The organism is uncultured Corynebacterium sp., assembly GCF_946998835.1.
GTDB lineage: Bacteria > Actinomycetota > Actinomycetes > Mycobacteriales > Mycobacteriaceae > Corynebacterium.
The window spans coordinates 41,162-65,052 of record NZ_CAMQAZ010000004.1; the positions used below are offsets into that span (position 1 = coordinate 41,162).

22 protein-coding genes and 1 riboswitch are annotated in these 23,891 nt (G+C 58.4%); of the genes, 8 read left to right on the forward strand and 14 right to left on the reverse strand.

Going from position 1 to position 23,891, the window contains the following annotated elements:
• Positions 1-5 precede the first annotated feature (5 nt).
• Positions 6-1,712 (reverse strand): phosphomethylpyrimidine synthase ThiC, encoded by a 1,707-nt coding sequence (gene thiC / locus Q0U90_RS02150; protein WP_297451025.1) that lies wholly within the window; start codon positions 1,710-1,712, stop codon positions 6-8.
• Positions 1,711-1,832: riboswitch (TPP riboswitch) on the reverse strand. (Overlaps the previous gene by 2 nt.)
• A gap of 386 nt (positions 1,833-2,218) precedes the next feature.
• Here thiC and Q0U90_RS02155 point away from each other — a divergent pair.
• Both Q0U90_RS02155 and Q0U90_RS02160 read left to right on the forward strand, forming a co-directional pair.
• Entirely contained in the window at positions 2,219-2,749 is a 531-nt protein-coding gene (locus Q0U90_RS02155) for a hypothetical protein (protein WP_297451028.1), read from the forward strand.
• On the forward strand, positions 2,746-4,560 hold the full coding sequence (locus Q0U90_RS02160; protein ID WP_297451031.1) for a hypothetical protein: 1,815 nt from the start codon (positions 2,746-2,748) through the stop codon (positions 4,558-4,560). The genes Q0U90_RS02155 and Q0U90_RS02160 overlap by 4 nt, the downstream gene beginning before the upstream one ends.
• A 76-nt stretch (positions 4,561-4,636) precedes the next feature.
• On the opposite strand, the gene Q0U90_RS02165 is transcribed toward Q0U90_RS02160, so the two are convergent.
• From Q0U90_RS02165 to Q0U90_RS02180, 4 genes are read right to left on the reverse strand one after another with little or no spacing between them, the layout of a single operon-like run.
• Positions 4,637-6,322, reverse strand: coding sequence for an NAD(P)-binding protein (locus Q0U90_RS02165; RefSeq protein ID WP_297451034.1), 1,686 nt, complete (start codon positions 6,320-6,322; stop codon positions 4,637-4,639).
• A 13-nt stretch (positions 6,323-6,335) separates the two neighbouring features.
• Positions 6,336-7,448 (reverse strand): thiamine pyrophosphate-dependent enzyme, encoded by a 1,113-nt coding sequence (locus tag Q0U90_RS02170; protein ID WP_297451037.1) that lies wholly within the window; start codon positions 7,446-7,448, stop codon positions 6,336-6,338.
• The gene (locus tag Q0U90_RS02175) at positions 7,441-8,718 is read right to left on the reverse strand and encodes a transketolase C-terminal domain-containing protein (RefSeq protein WP_297451040.1); all 1,278 of its coding nucleotides are present in this window, start codon (positions 8,716-8,718) and stop codon (positions 7,441-7,443) included. Before Q0U90_RS02175 ends, Q0U90_RS02170 begins: the two co-directional genes overlap by 8 nt.
• Before the next feature lie 8 nt (positions 8,719-8,726).
• On the reverse strand, positions 8,727-9,350 hold the full coding sequence (locus Q0U90_RS02180) for a 2-oxoacid:acceptor oxidoreductase family protein (RefSeq protein WP_297451043.1): 624 nt from the start codon (positions 9,348-9,350) through the stop codon (positions 8,727-8,729).
• Positions 9,351-9,478: 128 nt separating this feature from the next.
• On the opposite strand from Q0U90_RS02180, the gene Q0U90_RS02185 reads away from it, so the two are divergent.
• From Q0U90_RS02185 to Q0U90_RS02200, 4 genes are all read left to right on the forward strand, one after another.
• A complete protein-coding gene (locus tag Q0U90_RS02185) occupies positions 9,479-10,975 on the forward strand; it encodes an MFS transporter (protein ID WP_297451046.1) in 1,497 nt (498 codons plus the stop codon).
• On the forward strand, positions 10,962-11,516 hold the full coding sequence (locus tag Q0U90_RS02190; protein WP_297451049.1) for a TetR/AcrR family transcriptional regulator: 555 nt from the start codon (positions 10,962-10,964) through the stop codon (positions 11,514-11,516). Before Q0U90_RS02185 ends, Q0U90_RS02190 begins: the two co-directional genes overlap by 14 nt.
• A 324-nt stretch (positions 11,517-11,840) precedes the next feature.
• A complete protein-coding gene (locus Q0U90_RS02195) occupies positions 11,841-13,433 on the forward strand; it encodes a Re/Si-specific NAD(P)(+) transhydrogenase subunit alpha (protein WP_297451052.1) in 1,593 nt (530 codons plus the stop codon).
• Positions 13,434-13,438: 5 nt separating this feature from the next.
• Positions 13,439-14,914 (forward strand): NAD(P)(+) transhydrogenase (Re/Si-specific) subunit beta, encoded by a 1,476-nt coding sequence (locus tag Q0U90_RS02200; RefSeq protein WP_297451055.1) that lies wholly within the window; start codon positions 13,439-13,441, stop codon positions 14,912-14,914.
• On the opposite strand, the gene Q0U90_RS02205 is transcribed toward Q0U90_RS02200, so the two are convergent.
• On the reverse strand, positions 14,911-15,378 hold the full coding sequence (locus Q0U90_RS02205) for a GNAT family N-acetyltransferase (RefSeq protein WP_297451057.1): 468 nt from the start codon (positions 15,376-15,378) through the stop codon (positions 14,911-14,913). The genes Q0U90_RS02200 and Q0U90_RS02205 overlap by 4 nt on opposite strands.
• An 11-nt stretch (positions 15,379-15,389) precedes the next feature.
• Positions 15,390-16,868, reverse strand: coding sequence for an MFS transporter (locus tag Q0U90_RS02210; protein WP_297451221.1), 1,479 nt, complete (start codon positions 16,866-16,868; stop codon positions 15,390-15,392).
• Between the two features lie 148 nt (positions 16,869-17,016).
• On the opposite strand from Q0U90_RS02210, the gene Q0U90_RS02215 reads away from it, so the two are divergent.
• Both Q0U90_RS02215 and Q0U90_RS02220 read left to right on the forward strand, forming a co-directional pair.
• Positions 17,017-17,697 (forward strand): GntR family transcriptional regulator, encoded by a 681-nt coding sequence (locus tag Q0U90_RS02215; protein WP_297451060.1) that lies wholly within the window; start codon positions 17,017-17,019, stop codon positions 17,695-17,697.
• Positions 17,698-17,780: 83 nt separating this feature from the next.
• The gene (locus tag Q0U90_RS02220; RefSeq protein WP_297451063.1) at positions 17,781-18,746 is read left to right on the forward strand and encodes an NADP-dependent oxidoreductase; all 966 of its coding nucleotides are present in this window, start codon (positions 17,781-17,783) and stop codon (positions 18,744-18,746) included.
• Between the two features lie 10 nt (positions 18,747-18,756).
• Here the strand turns inward: Q0U90_RS02220 and Q0U90_RS02225 are convergent, their stop codons facing one another.
• Genes Q0U90_RS02225 through Q0U90_RS02255 form a run of 7 tightly spaced genes read right to left on the reverse strand, consistent with a single transcriptional unit; the run spans position 18,757 to position 23,837 of the window.
• Positions 18,757-19,281, reverse strand: coding sequence for a hypothetical protein (locus Q0U90_RS02225; RefSeq protein ID WP_297451066.1), 525 nt, complete (start codon positions 19,279-19,281; stop codon positions 18,757-18,759).
• Complete coding sequence (locus Q0U90_RS02230) at positions 19,278-19,721, reverse strand: hypothetical protein (RefSeq protein WP_297451068.1); 444 nt, start codon at positions 19,719-19,721, stop codon at positions 19,278-19,280. Before Q0U90_RS02230 ends, Q0U90_RS02225 begins: the two co-directional genes overlap by 4 nt.
• On the reverse strand, positions 19,688-20,380 hold the full coding sequence (locus Q0U90_RS02235; RefSeq protein WP_297451070.1) for a metal-dependent transcriptional regulator: 693 nt from the start codon (positions 20,378-20,380) through the stop codon (positions 19,688-19,690). Before Q0U90_RS02235 ends, Q0U90_RS02230 begins: the two co-directional genes overlap by 34 nt.
• A 3-nt stretch (positions 20,381-20,383) precedes the next feature.
• Entirely contained in the window at positions 20,384-21,202 is an 819-nt protein-coding gene (locus tag Q0U90_RS02240) for a metal ABC transporter permease (RefSeq protein ID WP_297451074.1), read from the reverse strand.
• Positions 21,195-22,025: a metal ABC transporter permease gene (locus Q0U90_RS02245; RefSeq protein WP_297451077.1), complete on the reverse strand. Its 831-nt coding sequence runs from the start codon at positions 22,023-22,025 to the stop codon at positions 21,195-21,197. Before Q0U90_RS02245 ends, Q0U90_RS02240 begins: the two co-directional genes overlap by 8 nt.
• Positions 22,015-22,710 (reverse strand): ATP-binding cassette domain-containing protein, encoded by a 696-nt coding sequence (locus Q0U90_RS02250; RefSeq protein WP_297451080.1) that lies wholly within the window; start codon positions 22,708-22,710, stop codon positions 22,015-22,017. The genes Q0U90_RS02245 and Q0U90_RS02250 overlap by 11 nt, the downstream gene beginning before the upstream one ends.
• Positions 22,707-23,837: a metal ABC transporter substrate-binding protein gene (locus Q0U90_RS02255; RefSeq protein ID WP_297451083.1), complete on the reverse strand. Its 1,131-nt coding sequence runs from the start codon at positions 23,835-23,837 to the stop codon at positions 22,707-22,709. Before Q0U90_RS02255 ends, Q0U90_RS02250 begins: the two co-directional genes overlap by 4 nt.
• Positions 23,838-23,891 lie beyond the last annotated feature (54 nt).

Here is a 23,891-nt window from a genome sequence, read left to right on the forward strand (position 1 = left end):
CCGAGTTATTCCGAAGTAATCGGAAGGTAGACGCGACCGCCCTGGTCGGAGAACTCCTGGGACTTCTCAGCCATGCCGGCCTCGATAGCTTCGACGGAGTCCAGGCCGTGTTCCTTCGCGTAGTCCTGGACGTCCTTGGAAATACGCATGGAGCAGAACTTCGGACCACACATGGAACAGAAGTGCGCAGTCTTCGCTGGCTCTGCCGGCAGGGTCTCGTCGTGGTAGTCCAGCGCAGTGTCTGGATCCAGGGCCAGAGCAAACTGGTCATGCCAACGGAACTCGAAACGGGCTTTCGACAGGGCGTCGTCACGCTCCTGAGCACGCGGCAGGCCCTTCGCCAGATCGGCGGCATGAGCGGAAATCTTGTACGTAATCACACCGACCTTGACGTCATCGCGGTTCGGCAGACCCAGGTGCTCCTTCGGCGTGACGTAGCAGAGCATGGCGGTGCCGGCCTGCGCGATGATTGCTGCGCCGATGGCGGAGGTGATGTGGTCATAGCCCGGCGCGATGTCGGTTGCCAGCGGGCCGAGTGTGTAGAACGGGGCTTCCTCGCACCATTCCTCTTCCCACCTCACGTTGTCAGCAATCTTGTGCATCGGGACGTGACCCGGGCCTTCAATCATGACCTGGCAGCCACGGGACTTGGCAATCTTGGTCAGCTCACCGAGGGTACGCAGCTCAGCCAGCTGGGCTTCATCGTTAGCGTCGGCAATAGAACCCGGGCGCAGGCCGTCGCCGAGGGAGAACGTGACATCGTACTGCGCCAGAATGTCGCACAGCTCAGCGAAGCGAGTGTAGAGGAAGCTCTCCTGGTGATGCGCGAGACACCATGCGGCCATAATCGAACCACCGCGGGAGACAATGCCCGTCACGCGGTTAGCTGCCAGCGGCACGTAACGCAGCAGCACACCGGCGTGAACGGTCATGTAATCCACACCCTGCTCGCACTGTTCGATGATGGTCTCGCGGTAGATTTCCCAGGTCAGCTTCGCCGGGTCACCCTTGACCTTCTCCAGCGCCTGATAGATCGGCACCGTGCCCACCGGCACCGGCGAGTTGCGCAGGATCCACTCACGGGTTTCGTGGATGTCCTTACCAGTGGAAAGATCCATGATGGTGTCAGCGCCCCAACGGGTTGCCCACACCATCTTCTCCACCTCTTCAGAGATGGACGAGGTCACGGCAGAGTTGCCGATGTTGGCGTTGATCTTCGTAGCAAAGCGCTTGCCAATAATCATCGGCTCGATCTCCGGGTGCTTGTGGTTTGCCGGAATCACGGCACGCCCCGCAGCGACCTCTTCGCGAACGACCTCCGGATCTACACCTTCACGAGCAGCAATGAATGCCATCTCCGGGGTGACAATTCCCGCGCGCGCCCATGCCAGCTGAGTCTTAACCTTCGGAGCCTCCTCCGAGTCCGCAACTGCCGGTACCGCAGGGGCCTTCGGCCACGAATCACGAGTCTTGGCCAACCCGTCCTTCAGGTTCAGCTCCGGGTTTTCCTCGGTATAGATACCCGAGGTGTCGTACGCATCGAAGTGAGTACCGTCCGTCAGATTGATGCGACGTACTGGAACGCGCAGGCTCGCCTCACCGAAGTCGTTGCTGAACGCAACCTCGTTGTAATGCTTGTTGCTGCGGTAAATCGGGCCGGTTGTAACCTCGCCTTCTTTCGGCGGAGCGGATACAGATACGCGTGCAGCCATGAAGCAACACATCCCTTTCCTACGCTGGTATTACCCAGATTCAGGTTCGTCCGGTCGACGCTCGGTTCCTAGCGTCCTCTCAGTGCCGGAAATTCGGTTGGCACTCCCGTGGTTTTGTAATGCGTCTCATAGTCTAACCAATCGTTCGGATTACTTCGGTCACTACACCCGCACGAGTCACCATCGCTTGCCGACGGCATGGAGACCGCATCCCAAATGTGCAGGCAGTGACTGTTTTGTTCCTTGTATCTCGTGCGCGCACCCCTTTATCCACACCCTAAAAAAGTTATCCACAATCCGTCAGTTTTTCGGCTTCTCGGCAAGCGCTGACCGCGGCTGCAGTGCTATATCTTTGTCACACAAATTCTTTGGGGAGGGAAATTTTGAAAAAGGCGACTACCACTGCCCTGCTGTCGGCACTTCTACTGGGGATAACGGCGACCGGCTGCACATCGTCTGAGACATCTGGCGAAGAGGTTCGCCCCGTCGGCGATAATGCGACACCCATGACTACTGACTCGGGCGTGACCTTGCCTGCAGGTGTCCTTCCGCCCAACGATCCGCCAGCGCCTGGTGATGCCCCGCTCGGCGCTGATGGCCACTACAACTACGACGCGCCCGAGTTTGTTCTCACTAATCCTTGTGATGACCCAGAGATCATGGGGCGCTTGGAAAAGCTTGGGTATCGGGAGCAGACGGATGTCCAAGACCGGATTAAAGGTGTCAAACAAATAGGTTGCGGCCTTCAAGCAGAACAGATTGTCTCACTTGGGATTTGGCATGCAGGAGTGGCTCATTCCCAACTAGAAAAGTACGGTGCGCGTCCGATTTCGCATCATTTCGAGAACCTCCATTGGGTAAGTTTTAACCAAACCAACCCAATCGGCCTCTCGTACTGCATCGCATCAGTCGAAACCCCTAGAGGTGCACTGGGTTTTATCACGCATATTGCAAATCAAGAATCAACAAATCTTGATGACAGCGACTGTAAGTCTGCTAACAATCTCATGACCGATTACTTGGGGGAAATGTCGTGATTTCTGCAAACATTTCAACAATTGATAATGCAATTAATGGCCTTACTGGTGCGATTATGCTTCCGGGCTCTTCGATTACGATGCAGCCAAATTTAGCCGGTTATTCGCAGGTCCCGTCGCTCCAGCTGGTAGCGACAGAGCACAGCCTGGCAATTTCAGGTAGCCCCGGAAGCTCAATTGCCGTCGGGAAGTCCCTGGGCAAACAACTCACCTGGGCCCAAACCAATCTTTCCGATTTCCGTCGTGTCATCACTGACCACGAATCCACCATGAATCGGATCTTTCGGAGCATTAATCCTTTCGATGGCAAGGGTGCTTCCCTGAAGGAGGTAGCGCACTCAAGCGGCGTATTCCAGCGTCGGCCAATGTTTGAAGCGGGAAATCTCACTTTCGCGCCAGTCACGCTATCCGCCGAGTTAGGTCTAGATGCGAAGGCGCTGCTGGCTATGTTCGCGGCGACAAATGACTCCGTTGTGGCTGAAGCAATCGCCTACTGGAACAACTTCGCTGAAACGATGTTTAAGCTGTCCGACAACCTTAACTCCATCTCCTCCGGCTTGGTATCAAGCAACAGCGGTGAAGTATTCACTGCTGCCGACTCGACTATGAAAGGCCTCGCAGCCCGAGCTACTGCTATTGCCACAGCTTCTGAGGTGATGGCAGGCCATCTTGAGATCTTGCCTGCAGTCAAGGCTATGTCGGTCAACGCGCTATCTGCGATTCAGGTCGAGTCCAAGGCTCTTCCGAACCCCATCGCCCAAAAGGCATTCGAGCAGGCTGAAGTGGCTGCGTTTCTTGCCGGTCCTTACACGGCACAACTGCAGACTGCGATTCCTCGCATTCCGAACCTGGTTTCGGCTGATGCGGGAAGCGGAGTTACCTCAGAAGTTTCCACCGGCGCCATGGTCGCCGGGCGTTCCGGAACTAGCCAGTTTGGACTGTCACCTGCTGGTATGTCAGGAAACATGCAAGCTGCAAGCACACCGCTTGGCACCAATTCCGCTGTCCCTAACTCACCGACACTACATACGGCGAACTCGAGTCCGAGCATTCCCTCCCAGGTCCAACCGAGCGCTTCTACCATGCCGACGCCGACGAACCCGGCAGCCGTACCTGCGCATACTTCCCCGGCTAGCAGCCCATTGGGGCCCGCTATGATGTCGACTCCGCCGGCTCAAACACCAGGCATGACGCAGCCGAATTCTGCAGGTACAGGTGCACTTACTCCATCAGGTGTCGGTGCTCCTCAGCTCGCTGGAGGGGCCGCGCGCCACCCGTTGCCGCCGGGTTCAGGGGCGTACGGCACTTATGGTGGAGGCCCCGCCGGATCAGTCGGTGCAGGAAACCCCACACGATTCACACCTTTCGGTGGAATCTCGGCGGCACCAAATTCAGGAATTCCGATGTCGAATCCTGGAATCGTCGCAACACCGAAACCGGGCATTAACGCAGGATTCGGAACCGGTGCGGGACCTGCCGGCTCTGCACCAACAAACACCACGAATAGTTCCGGTCAGCGCAGCAGTGGCTTAATGAATGCTTTGCTCAACGCCCGCAATGGAACCACGGGAGCAACCTCGGGAACAGCTGGTGCCAACCACGGGCCCGGTTCGTCTGCGGCCGCCACTGCGGGAAACCGAGGAGGACTTGGCCGTGAGGACTCCGCGTCGTCGGCACGCAAACTAACGAATGTGGCCACCATCCGCGATAACGATGCCGGTGCGTTTGAGCAGAACGAATACCAAAAGGAGCTCTTCGGGGAGGCGCCCATCACCATCCCACCGGTGATTGGCCACAACGTCCGAGCCTAAACTCCGGTCTAAAATCCCGAGCCTAAACTCAGAGCGTAAAGCACCAGACACAAACTGAACGCACCAGCACTGAAGGCTAAATCTCCTCGGGCACCATAGAGATCGCTCCACACGGGCACTCTTCGGCGCAGACACCGCAGCCCTTGCAGTAGTCGTACTTGAACTCGTACTTTCCCGGTTCGAGTTTGAGTACGGCGTTGTCCGGACAGACACCGAAACAGTTGTCACAGCCGAAGCAGTTACCGCAGCTCATGCAACGGCGAGCCTCGAACAGTGCGGACTCCTCATCGAGCCCCTGCACGACCTCATCGAAGTTGGAAGCGCGGCGTGCACCCTCAAGCTTGAGGCGCACCTTATGCGGCGCATCGGAGTAATACCAGGTCTCCATGCGGTCCAAAGTGGCATCGCCGTGCTTGGCTGGCGGTTCATACTCAGCACCAGAAAGGTACGCATCAATGTAGCGCGCTGCTTTCTTACCGTGCCCAATGGCGACAGTGACATTCTTCTCACTCGGCACCATGTCGCCACCGGCGAAAACGCCCGGCAGTCCAGTCATCATTTGGTTGTTAACAGTCACGCTGCCGCGGTCCGTAGCAATCTCATCGACACCATCGAACAGCGTCAGGTCAGTCTCCTGGCCCAGCGCCATGACCAGCGAGTCCGCCGCCAATTCTTCGTATTCGCCGGTCGGTTGCGGAAACCCGTTTTCGTCGAGCTCCATCTTCTCAATCTTGATGCTGCCGCCGTCGACATGGTTGACCGTCGACAGCCACCGCATGGTGATGCCCTCTTCCTCAGCCTCCAGGACCTCGGAATCATGGGCTGGCATCTGCTCGCGATTTCGGCGGTACAAAATCACCGAATCCGCAGCACCCAGGCGCTTTGCAGTACGCGCCGCATCAATCGCAGTGTTGCCACCGCCGTAGACAACGACGGTGCGGCCCAGCATCGGCTTGGCTTCGTCGTTCGCAGAGGTGTGCTTCTCGACGTCGGCAAGCACGTCAATCGCGTCCATAATATGTGCGGCCTCACCGGCGGGAACCCCGATGTTTTTCGCCAGACCTGCGCCGATGGCGGTGAACACAGCGTCGAATTCCTCTCGCGCGGCGGCGAGATCATCAACGCAGGTCCCCTGTTCGAAGACCACGCCCAGGTCGGCGATGCGGCGAATCTCGGCATCAAGAATTCCGCGCGGCAGGCGGTAGGACGGGATACCGTAGCGCATCATGCCACCGGGTTTCTCGGCCTTGTCACGCACGGTCACGCTGTGTCCGAGCAGCGCCAAGTGGTAGGCGGCGGAGAGTCCCGATGGGCCGGAGCCCACAATGAGCACCTTCTTGCCGGTTGGTTCGCAGGCGACCCGGGGCTGCCAGCCCTCTTCGATAGCTTTGTCGCCGAGGAAGCGCTCGATTGCGTTGATGCCAACGGCCTCATCGACTTGTGCACGGTTGCAGGCAGTCTGACAGGAGTGGTAGCACACGCGCCCCATTACCGCAGGCAGCGGGTTGTTTCGCATGATTTCACGCCAGGCGTCTTCATAGTGGCCTTCTTCAGCGTGGTAGAGCCACTGCTGAATGTTCTCGCCCGCCGGGCACGCCTTGTTGCACGGCGGCAGCAAGTCGACATACACGGGACGCTCTGTGCGCCACGAGCCGGTCTCGTTGGCCAGTGACGACCCCACGTCGAGGGAAATCGCAAATGGCAGCAGAGTCTTCTTAGACTCGCCAGCCGGAGTCGACGACTGAGATTCCTGATTACTCATTGTTGCTTTCTCCCTACCTCTCGCTGGAAGTCATTGATTCGCTTGCCGACGTCCCCTGCGGCTTCTCCAGCAGGTCTAGAGCGTCATCGTCGATGAGGTTGTAGCGACGGATATTCCGATCCGCGCCCGCCTGCAGCTGCTCGAGAACCTGCGGGTCAGCACCCTTTTTGAACAAGTGCGCAAAGCGCCGCTGCAGCTTCAAGTACTCGGTCACCGGTACCGGGCGGCGAATTTTGGCCACCGATGTGACCTCGCCATACTCGGCTTCAAAAACTGGGAACATGCCCGACTGCGTTGCCATGCGGGCGACCTTAATTGTGTGATTCGAGGCCGAGCCCCAACCCAGCGGACAGGGCACGAGCACGTGAATGTAACGCGCGCCGCGGAATTCCATTGCACGGGTGACCTTGTACTCCAGGTCGCGCAGGTCCGCGACGGTGGCGGTGGCGACATAGGGAATCTCATGTGCCATTGCGATGCGTGGCAGGTCTTTGCCCTGGCCAAAGGTGTTGCCTGGGTGCTCACCGACTGGCTGCGTGGTGGCAGTGCGGGCGGCCGGCGGAGTTGCGCCAGAGCGCTGGACACCGGTGTTCATGTAGGCCTCGTTGTCGTAGCAGATGTAGAGCACATCATCATTGCGCTCAAACATGCCGGACAGAGGGCCGAAACCGATGTCGACTGTGCCACCGTCACCACCTTGGGCGACCACGCGGACGTCGTCACGCCCCTTTGCCTTCATTGCAGCCTGCACGCCGGTGGCGACGGCGGGGGCGTTGCCGAACAGCGAGTGAATCCACGGCAGGTTCCAGGACGTTTCTGGATACGGAGTTGAGAAAACTTCCAGGCAGCCGGTCGCGTTTACCGCGATGACTTGCTTCTCGGCGGCGGCCACGGCAGCGTCGAGTGCGTAGCGAGCGCCCAATGCCTCACCACAGCCCTGGCAGGCGCGGTGTCCTGAGGTCAGCGAGTTGAAACGCTCGGTGCCGGACTGCACGGAGCGGAGCTTTTCTTCGACCAGTCGGTTACCAATGGCAAAGGAGCCGACCTGGTAGAACTTCGCCTCTTCACGAGATGGAATTTCCGTGGCGCGGTAGCGCGGGGTGGGAAGTGGCGTTGGGCTAGTCATTGTGAGTCTCCTCGGAGTAGTGACCGACCATGGCCTTGTTGGATACGTCCTTCAGCAGGTTTTCCGGGATAGATCCGGAGCGGCGCTGCAGCTTTTCGCGCTCGAGCTCGCGGTCAACGAGCTCACGGTCGAGGTCGAGGAAAGTCGTGTCCTCCACTTCGTCGCGCACGGCCTTGTCCAGGTACGCATGCAGCGAACTCTTCGTAATGTCGCGCCCACCCAAACCGGCAATCAGCTCGTGGCAGATGAATCGGCGACCTCGCATCGCAGCGCGACAGTGGGACGACACAATGCCGCCGATGCCGACGGAAAATGCCTTCTCCAGCACGATGAATCGCTTCGCGTTGCTCAGGGCTTCGCGCACTGCCTCCGTCGGGAACGGACGGAAAGAGACCAGGGATAGCACACCGATCTTCTCCCCTGCTTCACGACGCTCGTCCACAACATCTCGGAGAGTTCCGGTGACCGAGCCGAGACAGACAATGATGGTCTCGGCATCCTCAGTGCGGTACTTGTGCAGCAGTCCGCCGGAAGCTCGGCCGAAGACTTCCTCGAACTCCTTTTGCACGCGCGGAATGATGTCTAACGCCTGCAGCTGCTTGTGGTGAGCGAGGTAGCGCACCTCGGTGAACGCCTCGGGCCCGACCATGGCACCGATGGAAATCGGGTCAGCCGGGTCGAGGACCTGGCGCGGCTCGTATGGTGGCAGGAATTCGCTGACCTGGTCAGCCTCTGGAACGTCGACCTGCTCCATTGCGTGCGTCAGAATGAAGCCATCCATGCACACCATCACGGGAAGTGAGAGCTCCTCGGCAATTTTGAAAGCCTGCACATGCAGGTCAGCGGCCTCTTGGTTATCAATTGCGTAGAGCTGCAGCCAGCCGGAGTCACGCTGACTCGTCGAGTCGGTGTGGTCGTTCCAGATGTTAATCGGCGAACCGATGGCGCGGTTTGCCACTGTCATCACGATGGGCAGTCCCAGGCCGGAGGCGTTGTAGACGGCCTCAACCATGTAGAGCAGGCCCTGGGACGCCGTTGCGGTGTAAGCGCGAGCACCCGCTGCCGAAGCACCAATAGATGCCGACATCGCAGAAAACTCGGATTCGACGTTGACGTATTCACAGCCTGTCAGCTCGCCGGATTTCACCAGGGCCGACAGCGCTTCCACAATATGTGTCTGCGGGGAGATGGGATAGGCGCAGATAACTTCAGGACGACATGCTGCGACGGTCTGCGCTACCGCCTGGCTGCCCTCAATTTGCTTAAGCATCTACTCGCCTACTTTTCCTGTGCTGAATCTTGTGCTGCCGGGTTCTGCGCCACTGGGTTCTGCGCCGCGGCCTTCTTCTCATTGACCAACTCATACGCTGCCTGAGCCGCGGCGACGTTCTTCTCACCGACGGTCTTTGAGAAGCGCTGCATAATCGAATCGGCTACCGACTGCATCTCAATGAGCCCGGTCAGCGCGGCCATTCCTCCGAGCAGCACGGCATTCGGGACGGTACGGCCGGTGTATTCACGTGCGATGTCGGTGGCAGGAATTGTCATAAAGTGCCCCGCCGGCTGGCGCGCCTGAAGTTCGGACAACCCGAGTTCGGCTGTGCGTTTCGAGGAGTTAATGAGCACATAGCCCTCGTCGGAAAGCCCTGCAAAAACGTCCAAAATAGGTAGCAGCGTGGGGTCCTGGATAATCAACAAATCCGGATTCAGCACCGGCTCACGGGTGCGAATCTCGCGATCACTGATACGGCAATACGCGACAACGGGCGCGCCGGTGCGTTCAGAACCAAAGGATGGAAATGCCTGTGCGTGCCGCCCCTCCGCGAAAGCGGCCATCGCGATGAGATCGGAGGCAGTGACCACGCCCTGTCCTCCGCGTCCGTGAATTCGTACCTCGACCATGCCTTCAACTTAGACGCTTTTCCACAGTCTCGCCCGGTAGGATTGGCTAACTTTTCCTGCAGTTTCATACCTAATTCGCTATTCCACACAAGTTGTAACTAAACCGAACGTTCGTTACAGTTACGGGAATGACAAGCACCGACAATACCGCTTCCGCGGGGGCGATCCCGCCCACTACCGTCACCCACAGGTGGCTCTTCCTCGCTATCATCAGCGCCGGCCTACTACTCATCGGCATAGATAACTCGGTGCTCTACACGGCCCTGCCCGTTCTGCGCGAACAGCTCCACACCACTGAGCTGGAGGGGCTGTGGATTATTAACGCCTACCCACTGGTGATTTCCGCACTCCTCCTCGGTACAGGCACGCTGGGAGACCGAATCGGCCACCGCAAGATGTTCCTTGTCGGCCTGACAATTTTTGGTTTCTCCTCCCTCGCCGCCGCCTTTGCTCCGAGCGCCTGGGCCCTGGTCGCCGCACGCGGATTCCTTGGCCTGGGAGCCGCTACGATGATGCCGGCCACCCTCGCCCTACTTCGTGAGACTTTCCACAACCCCCGCGAACTGGCCACTGCGATTGGCATTTGGTCAGCCACGGCAACGTTGGGCGCTGCTGCCGGCCCCGTCGTTGGTGGATTCCTCTTGGAGCACTTTTGGTGGGGCTCAATCTTCCTCATCAACATCCCGGTCGTGATGTTCGCGATTATTGGCACGCTCATCTTCGCGCCACCGAATCAACCCAACTCGGCCAAGCATTGGGACTTCCTCACCAGTCTTTACGCAATGCTGGTCATGTTGGGACTGGTTTCACTCATCAAGGAAGTTGCAGGTCATCGCTCCACCGCGGTCATCGTGACAGCTATCGCCTGCGGGCTGGTGGGCGCGGTACTGTTTCGACGTCGTCAAGCGAACCTTACCGAGCCCCTCATCGACTTCTCCGTCTTCCGCTCACCGATGTTCACCGGTGGCGTGCTGGCAGCCGCGCTTGCCATGTTCGTGCTGGCAGGCGCCGAATTGATGACAACGCAGCGCTTTCAGATTTCCGTCGGCTACACACCACTTGACGCCGGCCTGCTCGTCGCCACCGCAGCACTCGCATCCTTGCCCGTTGGCGTCATCGGTGGCATGGTGCTGCACCGAGTGGGGTTCCGCACGTTAATTACCGGCGGATTCCTCCTCAACGCCGTCGGCCTGGGGTTTGTGTACTTCGGCGTTTCCTCAGGCACTTTCCCGCTCACAATTGTGGGATTACTGTTGCTCGGCGCGGGCGCGGGCTCCGTGATGTCGGTGTCGTCGACCGCAATCATCGGCTCGGCCCCAAAATCAAAGGCGGGCATGGCAGCGGCGATGGAATCCGTGTCCTACGAATTCGGCACGCTGATCACCGTCGCCATCACTGGCAGCCTCTTGCCGCTGTTCTACGCTCTGTTCACACCTATCGACGCCAGCATCTCACTCACTGATGCGCTCCACACGCAAGCGCTTTACGACGGCGCCCGCGTCGGCCTCGACAGCGCCTACTTGGCCATCTTGATCATCCTCGCTGTCGTGGCCGTCATTGCAGCAGTTGTGACTGCGATGGCTTTCCGCGGAAATCCAAAGGAGACAAAGTATGCGCACGAGTAAGCGCACAGTCATTCTCGACACAATTGTTGAGATTATCGAGACAAGCGGGTTTTCCGAGGTCACCTACGAAAATGTCGCAACTCAATGCGGCATGAGTAAATCGGGGCTGATTTACCACTTCCCCTCCCGCGAAGACATGATTCGCAGCGTCCATGAGTACATGGCGCAGCTATGGGAGGAAGAACTCATTGAGGCCGCGGGCGGGACCGCAGAGGAAGTCTCCCCTGCGACCCGCTTGCGCGCCAACCTGCAGGTTTCGCTGGAGACGGCAACGCGGGCTGAGCTACTTATGTCTATCGACTCAGCCGCAGACCCCGAGCTGAGCGAGATTTGGACACGACTTTTACGCCGGTGGAACCCTCCGGCCGAAGAGATTGCCACCGACAAAGATGCCTGCATGGCCTACGTCGTCCAGATGATCTCCGATGGACTCTGGGCAAACGATTACCTCAACGGCAATCAGCTCACGAAAGCACAGCGCAAGGCTATCGTCGAGGCCGCGGCAAAGCTGATTCCGGAATCGGCAGAAGCCGTCGATTAGTAGCCATCCACCATCGCCACACCCCCAAACTTCACCCCCCAAACAATCACTCGGCAAGCCAAAAATGTTCACTCTGGACTAAAAACTGCAGCCCTACCCCCACTAGCTACCCCCTTATGCTAGTACGCAATGCCGAAAACAGCCACCTCACCACCGTTACCCGCATATTTTTATTATCTTTTTCTAGAAACTCCTCCGTGGTCTCTCTGTCAGCGCATACCTTATTGACACCAAGGAGAAAGCGGTCACGCTCACACTCACCGTTAACCGACACCCGAGTGCGCGTGCCCCTGACAAACCCACGAATAGAAAAGAACTCCCACAGTGAGAATCGGCATCCCCTTAGAACCCGATCCCCAGCAAACAATTGTGGCTGCGACCCCGGAGACCGTCGGCAAGCTCGTCAAGCTTGGCTACGATGTCGCCGTGCAGGCTGACGCCGGCCTGGCTGCTAAGTTCACCAACGAGGACTACGAGTCCGCCGGTGCCACCATTGTCGACGAGTCGGTCTGGCGCAGCGATATCGTCGTTACGCTCGACACCCCGCCGGAGCAGTTCCGCGCACTGCTTAACGACGGCGCCATGCTGATTAGCCGACTTGCGCCAGGCCGTAACGAAGAGCTGGTCGAAGAGCTCGCGCAGCGCAACATCACTGCCCTTGCGATGGACGCAGTTCCCCGCATCTCCAGGGCACAGTCGATGGACGTGCTGTCCTCGATGGCCAACATCGGTGGCTACCGCGCAGTAGTCGAAGCCGCTTCCGCATACGGTCGTCTTTTCACTGGTCAGGTAACTGCCGCAGGCAAGATGCCACCAGCTACCGTCTACGTCATCGGCGCTGGCGTCGGTGGTCTCGCTGCGATTGGTACGGCCAACTCGATGGGCGCGATTGTCAAGGCAACGGATCTGCGCCCCGAAGCCGGTGAACAGGTCGAATCGATGGGTGCAGAGTTCATCCCGATTCCGGCTGCCACTGAGAAGTCCGAAGACGGCTACGCCAAGGAAATGACCAATGATCAGGCTGCCGCTGCCGCGAAGCTCTACTCCGAGCAGTCCGCGCAAGCTGACATTGTTATTACCACCGCGAACATCCCGGGCCGCCACTCCCCGCTGCTGCTGACAGCTGCTGACGTTGCGGCGATGAAGCCAGGTAGCGTCATCGTCGACATGGCTGCCGCCGGTGGCGGTAACTGCGAGATGACGGTTCCAGGCAAGACTATTGTCACCGACAACGGTGTGACCATCATTGGCTACACCGACCTTGCAGGTAGGCTGCCGGCGCAGGCATCGTCGCTGTACGGCCAGAACATTTTCAACCTGTTCAAGCTGATCACACCAGAAAAGGATGGCTCACCGGTTCTCGACCTGGAGGACGAGATCATCCGTGGCATCACCGTGACGAAGGCTCGCCCGCAGGCAGGTGGCGCCGGCGCTACCGGAGCTGAGATTCTCTGGCCACCGCCACCGATTAAGGTTGCGGTCACCCCGGCTGCCCCACTGCAGGAGCAACAAGCTCAGCAGGCTGCGTTTGAAGAAAACGCACCCGAGAAGGTCTCCTTCCTGGGCGGAGGAATGGGCTCCAAGATTGCTATTGGCCTGACTGCATTGCTGGCAATTGCGGTCATGCTCAGCGCACCGCACAGCGTGAGCGCCAACTTCATGGTTCTCACCTTGGCTATTGTGCTCGGCTTCTACGTGATCTCCGCGGTCACGCCACGCCTGCACACCCCGCTGATGTCTGAGACCAACGCGATTTCCGGCATTGTCCTGGTGGGTGCGATTCTGCAGGTGGGAAGTTCCAACCTGCTGGTTTCCGGCCTTGCGTTCGCAGCCATCGTGGTTAGCTCCATCAATATCTTCGGCGGCTTCGCCGTCACCGACCGCATGCTCGGCATGTTCGTGAAAGAGGAGGCATAAGTCTCATGGCTAGCATTGATACTGCTTCGCTTCTGGACTGGACCTACCGCCTGTCCAACGTCGGCTACATTGTCGCCGCCGTCCTGTTCCTCGCTGCCCTGTCGGGCCTGTCCAAGCCGGAGACCGCACGCCGCGGCAACGCCTTCGGTATTGCCGGTATGGCCGTCGCCGTTGTCATCGCCATCTTCCAGGCACTCGTCACCGCTGACACCAAGCCGGATACGCACTTCTCCCCGCTGATTACCCTGATTCTCATCGCTGTCGCTATCAGCATCGGTGGTGTCATCGGTATCACCCGCGCACGCAGCGTTGCCATGACTGGTATGCCGCAGCTGATTGCACTGTTCAACGGCCTGGTCGGCCTCGGCGCTATCTTCATCGGCTTCAACTCCTACATCTTCGCCGAAGATGTTGATGCCGATGCTCTGAAGTTCCACTTCGGCGAGGTCTACATTGGCGTCTTCATCGGCGCTGTGACCTTCACTGGTTCCATCGTCGCTGGCCTGAAGCTCTCTGAGAAGATTAAGGGCTCGCCGCTGCTGCTGCCGGGCCGCAATGCTCTGAACATTGCCATTCTGGTGGTCACGCTGGTTCTGCTGGGTGTCTTCGTCGCAACCGGTTCCAACGGCGACGCCATCGCATGGGCGTGCATGATTGCAGTCACTGCTTTGGGGCTGTTCTTGGGCTGGCACCTGGTCATCGCTATCGGTGGTGGCGACATGCCGGTCGTCGTGTCCATCATGAACTCCTACTCCGGTTGGGCTGCCGCTTTCACCGGTCTCATGCTTGGCAACCCTCTGCTCATCATCACCGGTGCGCTGGTTGGTTCCTCCGGCGCTTACCTGTCGTACATCATGTGTGAGGCCATGAACCGCTCCTTTGCCAACGTTATTCTGGGCGGCTTCGGCTCCGAGGCTTCGTCGGCAAGCGCCGTGGAAGGCTCCCACACCGAGGTCAACCATGAGGACACCACCGAGATTCTGCGCGACGCGGACAAGATTCTCATCGCTCCGGGCTACGGTATGGCTGTGGCGCAGGCTCAGTACGCCGTTGCTGACCTGGTTCGTAACCTGCGTGCCGCAGGTAAGGAAGTGGTCTTCGGTATCCACCCAGTCGCAGGTCGTCTGCCGGGTCACATGAACGTGCTCCTGGCTGAGGCTAAAGTCCCGTACGACATCGTGCTGGAACTGGATGAGGTCAACGATGATTTCGCTGATGTGGATGTCACCCTGGTCATCGGTGCAAATGACACCGTCAACCCGATGGCAGAGCAGCCGGGCTCCCCGATTGCCGGTATGCCGGTACTAAAGGTGTGGGAATCCGAGCGCGTGATTGTTCTCAAGCGTTCGATGGGTTCGGGTTACTCGGGCGTGCAGAACCCGCTGTTCTTCAACGAAAACACCGACATGCTCATCGGTGATGCGAAGGCCAGCATCGATTCGCTGAACCGCATCCTGGCAGAGTCGCAGGTCAACGCCTAGGCTGCGTCACTTTCCGCATCACGCACCATCGTGATGTGCTCGATGCCGGCTTCCATGAAGGTCTCCCCGATCTCATGGAAGCCGGCTTTTGCGTACACAGCCTTCGCCTGCGTCTGGGCATGCAGGATGAGCCCGGTGTTCGGATGGTCTGCGATGACCTGCTGCAGCAGTTTCGAAGACAATCCCCTACCCCGGTCCGCGGCATCAACGACAACGCGGCCGATGGTGCGCGGGTAGCTCAATGCAAACTCATCGATGGTGTCGATTACTCGTAGGTAAGCAGTGATTTTGCGAGAGTCATTGCCGTCGCGGATGAAGTAGTGCTCCGCGGTGTCTTCCAAATCGCGCCAATCCATTTCCGGCTCCGCGCAGGACTGCTCGAGATAAAAAACGTCGGTACGCAGTGCCGAGATAGCGTACACATCGGTCGCGCTGAGATCGGAAAAGGAAGCTCGCTCAATCATGGGTTTCGATACTAGTGCGGCGGCTCGGGAACATGCGAAAGCTGCACTTCTTTCGTGTCTCCTCTGTCGTCCGCCACTGCTACGAGCAGTGTCAAGAAGAAGGCCACAATGATGGTGAGGAAGCCCGCGGCAGCACCGACCTCCCAGTTAATTGCATCCTTCACGGCAAAGGTGACCGCGAGGATAACCGCCAGGCCGACGGAAGTGCCGATGCGCTGGCCGGTCTGCAACACTGCACCTGCCGCGCCAGCGTAGTTCAGAGGCACGTCGCGCAGTGACAATGCCTGGTTTGGCGAAATGACCAAACCACCCGATGCGCCAACGAAACACAAGGTGAGAATCATCCAGTACTCGCTGACACCGAATTTGCTGTGCAGGGCGATGATGCCCACGGTCAGCAGCAGGCCGGTAATGGACATGGCGATGCCGCCGATGACGATTCTGCGGCCTCCCTTGTCCAAGTGATGGCCAGCCCAGTTCGCAGAAATCGAGCTAAGTACTGCGGCAGGCAGCCCAATCAAACCGGAGACCAACGCCGAGTGCCCCAGGGCATTTTGGTAGTACTGCGCCACGAGCACCCAAATACTGGTCGTACCGAAGAACCACAACGTGGCGATAATCGCGCCATTACGGAAATGGCGAAGTCGGAAAATGTCCAAGTCCACCATCGGCGCGGTCGGCGTGGATTTCATGTGCTTTTCCCACTTCAGCCACACCACAAGCAGCACTGCTGCTACCGGCAGCATGCCCCACACCCAGGCGGAGCCGCGTGATTCCATAAATGGCAGCATGACCATAAGTACGGTGAGCCCCAGCAGCAGTGCGCCCACTGGGTCAAGAGCGCGGATGGTGCGCAGCAGGCCAATCGGTTTGCCGTCTGCATTGCGGAGTCGCCGCAGGTAGGGGCGCGGAAAGAAAATGAGCCCCAAAATAATAGTGAGGATGCCGACGGGGACGTTGACCAGCATGGTCAGCCGCCAGCCTAGGTCAGGGCCGCCGAGTCGAATGAGCAACCCTCCCAGCGGTGGACCGATTGCCACCGCAACGCCCACGACGGTACCGAAGTAGCCGAAAGCGATAGCTCTCTCACGCCCGCTGAAGTACTGCTGAATCATGCCGACACCCTGTGGGTTATAGAAGCCGGCACCGATGCCCATCACAAAACGCGCGAGGTTTAGCATCTCGATATTAGGGGCGAGACCTGCAGCAATAGCTCCGCAGGTATAGATAACCATGCCCAGGATGTAGAGCCCGCCGCGGCCGAGCAAATCACCCGCTCTTCCTGCGGCCACCAGGACTACACCAAATGACAGGGCATAGCCGCTGAGTACCCACTGAACATCGGCATCACGTGCTTCAAGCCCTGTCTGGATACTAGGCAGAGCCACGTTGACGATGCTCACAGCAATCAGCGCCATAAAAATACCCGTCAGCAGGACTGAGAGTACTCGCCACCTCTGTGGATCTGGGGTCGTCTGATTTTGTTGCATCACTCCACTATTTATACGCGCCCGTTTTATACCCGCCTGTTGTGCGGATTCAATTGCTTCAAACTCATTCCCCGACATTCCTTCAATCCCCTAGAAAAATATTTGATATTTACAAGCACGCACTCTGCATCTGAGTAACCTGAATTACATGAATAGCTCCGCGGGTGAACGAATCTTCACACGTTCCATGTCTGCGCATGCGCCCGCTCTCGCCGCCGCTGACGCTGCCGCCAATCTTTTGAGAAATGAAATCCTCGCAGGTCAGCACTACAGCGGCGAACAGCTACGGGAAACCTACATATCCACCCGGCTCGGTCTGAGCAGGAACACCGTCCGCGAGGCATACCGCAAGCTTGAGGCGGAAGGACTCGTCATTCACATTCCCAATAGAGGGGTGTACGTAGCTGGTTTTGATCTTCCCAGAGTCAAGGAGCTCTACGCTTTTCGACGGATCACGGAATGTGGGACTCTCCGCAGCTTAAGCAAGGATGAAGCTTGTCGGCTAGCGACGAACCTAACTGACACCCTGTCGAATACTGACAATGCAAATATTGCCAACCGCAATAATGAATTTCATTTGACCATCGTGGCGGCCTCTCATTCACCCGAATTGGTGACAACCGCTCGGTCTATCCTGGCGCAATTGCGGTTGTGCTTCATTTCATATCCCGCAAGCTTAGATATTCATCTGACCTTTGAAGAACGTCACAAAGCAATCATCGATGTGCTCAGCAAGGGCGATACAGCGGGCGCAGCCAATCTCATGAGGACGTACTTGCACGACTCATACGACACCTTGTGCAGGGCGATGAGCAGTGCAGGGCGATGAGCAGTGCAGGGCGATGAGCGCCGCAAGCGCATAACTTTTCCGACGGTGTAACAGGCGCCGTCTAACTCACCTACCATCGTGGAATGGCACAAAATAACTCGACGTCTTACGCAATGATTATCAATCGCTTCGGCGGCCCCGAGGAGTTCACGCAGGTCCCCCTCACTCCTGCAGAGCCCGGCCCCGGCGAAATCCTGGTCAAGACCTCAGCTATCGGTGCGAACCCGCTGGATTACAAAATGCGCGATGGTTCTTCCGGCCTGTGCGCAAAGTTCACACCGCCCGCCGTACTCGGGCGCGAAGCCGCGGGCGAAGTCATTGCCGTCGGCGCGGGCGTGGACAACTTCGTCGCCGGCGACCGCGTCTTCGGCATGCGCGGCTTCGACGACTTCCGCGGCACGTACGCAACGCACAACGTCTTCCCCGCCGACGGTGTGGTCCGAATTCCCGATTCGCTTGACGACGTCACCGCTGCGGGCCTCGCCCTGGTGGGAATCACGGCGACCGTGGCTGTTGACCAGCTGGCGAAGGTGAAAAGCGGAGATACCGTACTCATTCATGGTGCCGGTGGTGGTGTTGGCCAGCTGATGACGCAGCTGGCGGTTGCCCGTGGCGCAACTGTGTTGGCCAGTGCGTCGTCACGCCATCATGAAAAACTGGTGGGCTTTGGTGCACAACACATTGATTACACAGCGGAAGATGTGTTCGAGGCTGTGCGCCAGCAGTTCCCTGAGGGCGTAGAGGTTGTGCTCGATGGTGTGTACTTCGACACTTTCCTGCCATCGCTGGATGTGTTGGCACCGGGCGGTCGGATTGTAGCGCTACCTTCGCTGGCCGATCTGACACCGGCGAAGGACCGCGGCATCGAGGCACATATTCCGGCGATTTCGAATGACACTGCGATTTATGCAGAGCTGGCCGACCGAGTGGTTGCCGGGGAGATTTCGCTTCCCATCGGTTTGACGAAGGATCTCACCGAGGTCGCTGAGGTGCACCGCGTGCTGGAAGATGGTCACGCCGACGGCAAGATTGTGATGACCGTCGAGTAATTAGGCAGAATTATTCCAGCCCTCGGCGAGCGTTCTGATACGTCTTCGTCAACGAGCACCATAGCTCGTCGGCATCCGAAATGGCTTCCAGCAACTCCCGATTGGTCATGGTTTCGCGCTGCTGATGCAGGCGATTGCTGAGCTCGCGGGCACGAGAGAGCTCGCCGCGCAGCTCGATAAGCTCTGGCGTCGCCTCTCCGGAGGCAAATACATCCTTGTAGATGGTGCCAACACCCATTGTGGTGTTCACGTTGTCCCAAGCAGAGAGGATTGCGGTGAGCTGGTACTCCGTGTCCATGGCAATCTGCTGCAGCTCGGCGTGATTGCGCTCGGCGAGTTCGTGAGCCTCAGCGCTGCGACGCACACCAGCCCATGCCTGATATCCAATGAGAACCGCAAGTATCAGGCCTGCAACTGGCAACACAAATTGCAGAATCCACAGTGTGACCCCGAAGAGTTGAATAATCAGGCCGAAGAAGAAAAAGACGACAATGACCATCGCACAGCCGTTGTCGGAACTTGAGCCTTTACTCATCGCGGCATCACCTCCGCCCCGGCATTGATAATCGCATCGGCGCCCAGGTGGCTGGCATAGCCAAGTCCGATGGCCGCTGCCAGAAGGAGCATGGCCAGCAGCGTATAGACGATTGCTTCTTTAACAGTGCTGGTGACCGCAACGCGCTGCTCTTCGTAGTCAAGCAGTGCCCGCATGTCCTTGGTCGAGGCCTTCAAGCGAACTTCGATGTCAGCCATGTGTTCCTGCTGCTCAGCGGACGAGATGGCAAGGGCGCTCAACGGCACGTCAAAGCTCTCAACGCTGGTATAGGCCTGCCGACGAGCACTCTTAACACTGTCGAACGAAATCGACGGTGCAGGCGGCACTTTGGTTGGCCCGGTGAGATTCCGCGACACCTTATAATAGGAGCGCGCTGCGGCTCTCGTCAGTTCGTTGTTGGAGTCGCTTTGATTGCCCATAATGCCGAGTCTGCCACATGAATTTTCTTCGGTTCGGCATCGCCCACCTCATCGAGGATGGCAAAGACCCGCATACCCGCATAAGGTGCAGCTTCTGCGCGCAAGACTGTGCCTGGGCCTACCCCGGATGTCGCCAAGTAGCGCAGCAGTTCGGGGTCGGAGTCGTTAATACGATCGACCACGACCATCTCGCCAACTTCGATATCGGTCAGGTCCGTACGCACCGCATTGGCTATAGCACCGCTTGCGCTGGGAATTGGATCGCCATGCGGATCGCGCTCGGGGAATCCCAGCATCGCATCAATGCGACCGATGAAATCCTCCGAGACCGCATGCTCAAGTTTTTCCGCTTCCTCGTGAACTTCGTCCCAGGTGTAGCCCAGGGTAGAGACCAAGAAGCTTTCAATGAGCCGGTGGCGCCGCACCATCACCAGCGCGATGTCGCGCCCACGGTCGGAAAGGCTGATGCCCCGGTACGGCTCGTGAATAACAAGACCACGTGCAGCCAGCTTCTTCACGGCTTCACTGGCGGTGGGCTTCTTCTCCCCCATCCGCTCAGCGACGTCGCCAAGAGCCACCTTTTCACCAGTGCGCTCGTGCAAATCCCAAATGACTTTGAGGTAGTCCTGAGTCTTTGCCGGTAAATCCTCCACGTGCATTCTTTAGACTTTAGCGTTATTGCGTTTTGACGCAATCTTGAGGGGGACATAGAAACAACCGGCGCACACACCAATGCAGCCGCCCACCGATAAATCCAACGCCACCGCAATAAACAATCCCACCAGGCCAATTGCGATTCCCATCAATGGGGCCAACACGAACAGCAGACGAGTATCGTTTACTACCCCAACCAGCGCAGCCGCGGGGGCCGCCAGTAGCGCAATGGACAAAATCGTGCCCACTGCCGGAATCAGCGCCACCAACGTCAGCACAATCAGCCCGCTAATGACCAACTGCGCTTTTCTCTTCGAATGCGCGACCCCGAATGACTCCGGGTCAAAGGTGAAGTAAATCAGCTGACGCCATCGTGCCAGAAGGACCACTACTACCAGCAGCAAGAGTCCGCCCGACAGCGCAATATCGATCTTGTTCACATTTAGCACGCTGCCGACCAGGAAACTCTCCACTTTCACCGGCAACGGAGCGAACCACTTGTTTAGGAAATAGCCCAGTGCGAATCCGAAAGTCAGGACAATTCCCGCTGCCGACGATGTCGTGCCCACTCTTGAAAGACCGAAAAGTGCACCGATGGGAATGCACATCAGAAATGCCCCGATAAAGAGGAAGACAGAGATCCACGAGTGGTTCAGGCCAAGCGCCGCTGCAATAACAACGCCTACGACCGCACCGGGAAAGGTCGCATGTGTAATCGCTTCCGCGAAGAACACTTGCCTGCCCAGCACTGCGAGAACCCCAACTACTCCCGCCAGGGCTCCTACCAGGATTAGTTCGATAATGGGCAGAATCAGAATGCTAGACACGCTCGCCTCCCATCACCGCGCGCAGTCCCAACGCCACGAAATACAGTCCCACCGATGTCAGTGCTACGACTGCCTGCGGCGATACCGGCCCCAAAGGCACCAGCGCCAAACCAACGATTCCGCTTAGACAGCCCACTGCAATCGCAATCGGCACCATCACATGGACTCGGCGCGTTAACAGTCTTGCCGCTGCTCCCGGCACAATCAGATAGCCGACTACAAGCAGCACGCCCACTGCGCTTGCCGACGACACCACCACCGCAGCAATCGCCGCATTAATGGTGAGGTCGATGCCCCAAACCTTGACGCCCGCGGCCTGAGCCCCGAAGCGGTCGAAGGCAACAAACACCTGCTTCCGCCAGGTCACCGCAATAAGCACCAATGCTATGGCGCAGACAATCAGAGCGCTGGTGAGACGGGAGTCGGTGACCTCCAACAGTCGCCCAAACATGAGCGCCTCCAGCTGTCCCGATTGGTCGCCCTTCTTCAGCGAGAGAATCACACCGATGGAAAAGAAGCTGGTTAGCACAACTGCGACACCGGCTTCCGACATGTGCGAACGCGATACCAAGGTCAGCGCAACAGCCACTACCACCGCAAATGCCGCTGCCACCGGAATAATCATGTCGATGCCACCGAATACGGCACCGGCGACAATTCCAGGAAATATCGAATGCACCATGGCTTCGGCGTTGAACTCGAGGCCGCGCAGGTTCACGATTACGCCCACCAGTCCGGAGACCACACCGAGGGCAATCAGCAAAACCAGCGGCCGGAACATAAAAGGGGCAATTCCAAGCGCATTTGCAAGGTCAGTCCACATAGGCCGGCACCAACTTCGAGGTCGCGCCAAAACTCGGCCGCTCCGCCACAATTAGTGTGTTTTCGCAGGTCTCTTCGGCAAGCACGAGATCGTGGGTGGCAGCGATAATAGCCGTGCCATTTTCCTTCAGTTCATTGAGGAGGTTCAGCAGCACGGTCCGGTTTTCGGTGTCGAGGCCGTTGAACGGTTCGTCGAGAAGCACGAGTTGCGGGCGTGCGACGATGGCGCGCGCTAACAGAACGCGTTGTTGTTGGCCGCCGGAGAGGTTTCCGAAACGTTCGTTGGCGCGGTCGGCAAGCCCTACTTTGGCCAGCGCTTCGCGGATGCGCTCTTTGCGGTGGCCGAGCGGCTGGAAGGGGCGCAATTCGCGTAGGACTCCCATGGCGACGACGTCGAAGGCTGTGACTGGAAAGGTGCGGTCGAGGTCTGCCGACTGCGGGACGTAGGACACAATCTTCGCGTTATTGTGCATCTCACCGGCGAGAAGACGAGTCCCACCCAAGATTCCACGCAGCACGGTGGTTTTTCCGGAGCCATTGGCGCCGATGAGTGCGAGCCCGGTGCCCGGCGCGACACTGGCGGTGATGTGGCTGACAATGGGCACCGCAGTGTAGCCGAATGAGGCATCGCGGAGCGTGACTATGGCGTTAGCAGACACGGGGTTGCCAGGATGGCGGCGGCTCACTTGATGTCCTCTGGCAGCGGCGCGACGGTTCCGTCCCACGCAGTCACTACCTGAGTGACATTGTGGATGATTGAGCCGATGTAGGTCTCGCCAGCACTTCCGGCCGGACCAAGGGAGTCGCCGTAAAGTGCGTCCTCACCGACGACGGCCTTGACACCTGCGGCCTTGGCAATTGCCTCAATCGACTTCGAGTTGTTGGAGTTTTCCGCAAATAGCGCGGTTGCACCCGAATCCTTCACGGTCTTCGCGGCCTTTGCGATGTGCGCGGCTGTGGCGTCCTGCTGCTCGTTGAAGTCGGACAGCGCTGCGCCGATGAAGTTGATGTTGAACTCGTGGGAGAAGTATCCAAACGCATCGTGGCTGGTAAACAGCACCGGATCCTTCACACTGGCGATGGACTTACTTGCCCACTCATCCAGCTGATCCAGCTTGTCCTGGTAGGCCGCCACATGGTCGGCGATAGTGGATTTCAGCTCAGTGTCGCCGCGTTCCTCAGCGACCTGTTCCAGAGCATGACCAATGTTGGCAACCTGGATCTTGGCGTTCTTCGGCGAGGTCCATACATGCGGATCGAAGCGGAATTCCGCCTCTTCACCGGGCTCTTCTGGCGGGAACGGCCACGGGGCGACATCGACCTTTTCCGTGCCTCGGTCGATGGTGTAGTTGCCGTTCTTCGCCTTTTCCGGCGGCAGCGGCTTGGTTTTGTCCGTGTCTTTCGATGCCTTCATGGCATCGACGTCGGCTGCAGTGAGAACGCCACTGGTTACTGCCATCGTTCCGGAAAAGCCCGAGGACTCAATCGCCTGGTCCAGGAAGTGCTCCAAATCGACTCCGTTGACGAACAAGAGATCGGCGTTACCAGTCTTGGTCAGCTGCTCATGGGTCATTTCCAGCTCATGTGCTGTTGCATTCGGTGCCAGCAGACAGGTCAAATCAACTTCATCGATTTCCAGCTGTTTGACGTAATCACAAATCTGCGTAGTGGAGGCCACGACGTTGATTGGGTTCTCGCCGCTGGCTTCACTGTTGCTATCACCGCAAGCTGCGAGGCCAGCACCAGCTAGCAAGATCGAAAGGCCCGCGCACAGGGACTTGGCCGAGCTCGAAAGTTTTCCGGAAATTGTCATGTTGGTGTCCACTCTTCGTCGTTCATTTACCAGGTACGAGAGTAGACCCAACCA